At 62.7% G+C, this 2,018-nt stretch carries 1 pseudogene; it reads right to left on the bottom strand.

The window, feature by feature from the left end:
- Window positions 1–152 precede the first annotated feature (152 nt).
- Window positions 153–1,772, bottom strand: a pseudogene (locus tag E8A74_RS51555) (IS1182 family transposase).
- Window positions 1,773–2,018 lie beyond the last annotated feature (246 nt).

Below are 2,018 nucleotides of genomic sequence, written 5' to 3'. Positions count from 1 at the left end.
AGAAGATGAACCGAACCGTTATAAGCCGTCAGGTGGCCTGTCCGATATGCACCGTGGCGGCCATGGGAACAGGAGCGGCCATCGACCGTCGTCGATGGGCTCGCGATCAACACCAGCCACCTAGAGCGCCAACCCCTTCACTTCCCATGAAGTTACGCGGCTTTACGCATGCTCAGCTCTCCACCCCACCGTTGAATGGTTTCCAGGTTCAACACGGCGCAGTGGCGCCTCAAGTCGAACAGGTTCTTGCGTAGGCTACGATAGCGGGCACGAGGCCCCTGCTTGCGTGAGAGATGGGCGAGTCGATGCTCGACGTGGACCCGCTGCCGGAGCGCTTCGCGTCCCTTCGTCGTGCTAACGAGGTTGCGGAATCGCTGCTACTGTTGCTCGTCCGCGGCAATGTGCACGGTCCGTCCTGTGTCGTTACTCGCGTTGGTGCAGCGTGATCGCAGCGAACACGCACCGCAGACTCCAGGATCGAACTCGACTGTCTGGCCAGGCACGAATCGCTGGGTCTGGCCCGCGGGACATGTGATCGTCCTGAGTTTGAAATTTTTCTTGAAGTCGTCCTTGGAGAAGCGCTCGCCGTTGCCCGCTGTGCGCGGCTTGCAGAGGATTCGGGCTCCGGCTGCCGCCGCGTCTTGCACGAGCTCGCTGCCCACATACGCTCGGTCGATGTACACCGCGGCAATCGTCTCGTTCCTCGGGGATCGTGAAAGATCCTCCGCGAGGGCTGCCGCCCCCTCGCCTTCCGGACGATTGGCCGGTGTCACAGCGGCCGCCAGGATCAACTCGGTGTCGAGGTCATTCGCGATGTGTTGCTTGTAACCATTGAAGCGCTTGGATTTGCTCTTGCGCCCGTGGCGCATCTGCGGATCCTCGATCGACACGCGCCGCTCCTTGGCGACGCCCTTACGAATGCGCGGCTTGCCGCCCCCAGGCGGCTCCGGCTGGATATCTTGCGCGCGGAGTTCTGCGATGCAATCGAACAGATCCTTCAGCGGTGCCTCGTCCGCCGCGGCGCCGGCTTGCCTGCGAATCCACATCTCGAGCGCGTCAATCTGCCGTGTGAGTTCGACGATCGCCTCGGCCTTTTGCTCGGGATCGAACCAGTCGATGTCCAGGCCCGTCTTGATGCTCGGCGCAAGAAACGCCGTGGCTCCGGCGCACGCCGCGATTTCCTCCGCTTTCAGCTCGAGTAACGCGGCCGCCCCGCGCAGGAGCTTGAAGGCCGCATGGCCGAGAAGGTTTATCGTGTCCTCGACGCGACCCGCGCCCTCCAGGGGACGCGAATCGATGGCCAGGCGCAGCGTCTTCGGTAGCTTTTTCCAGTCGAACTCCTGGGTCTTCTTGGCAAGCTCGATGGTGCGCTCGAGCAGCCTGAGGTCCATGCCATGCGCGCTCATCCGATCGCGAAACGCCTGCAAAGTGCTCTGCCCGAAGGCCTGCGTTTCCGCACCCAGGATGCCGAGCACGAGCTGCCAGCGTAGATCGACGACCGTCAGCTCGACGGCCTCGCGATCAGAAACGCCGTGATACGCCTGCAACAGCAAAACCATCGCCAGCAAGGCGGGGGGTACAGGGAGCCTGCCTTCGCCGGTGTCGCGATACATGGCCGCGAGTTCGTCCTGGAAAGCGTCATCGAACAACGCAAGGCGATGCTTGTAAAGGAACGCGAACAACTTCCGGTGGTTACCCAGCCGGGCCAGGAGCATCTGCTCCCTGCGGGTCGCGACAGAGCTCGGATTCCAGCGCGGAACGGGGGTCAACATGGACGTGCCTTCTCCGTTGGGCTGGGCGAGCCACGGAGAGTGGATCACGTCGGCGAGCGTTTGTCGAGCCCCCTCGCGTAGGTGTGCGGAAGGAGCGGGGAAGTTGAAGGGATCGGCGTTCTAGGTGACTGGTGTTTTTCTCTACCAAACCATCGCGGGATGGTGTAATGCGGGGCCATGTCCCTTGGACAAACCCCGAAGCAGGGCGAGATGTGGAGGTCGACGTCAGCGTATTGCGAGGCCAAG

The sequence above is a fragment of the Polyangium fumosum genome, from assembly GCF_005144585.1.
GTDB classification, from domain to species: domain Bacteria; phylum Myxococcota_A; class Polyangia; order Polyangiales; family Polyangiaceae; genus Polyangium; species Polyangium fumosum.
The sequence above is the reverse complement of the archived record's forward strand: the minus strand, read 5'-3'. Positions and strand labels throughout refer to the sequence as shown.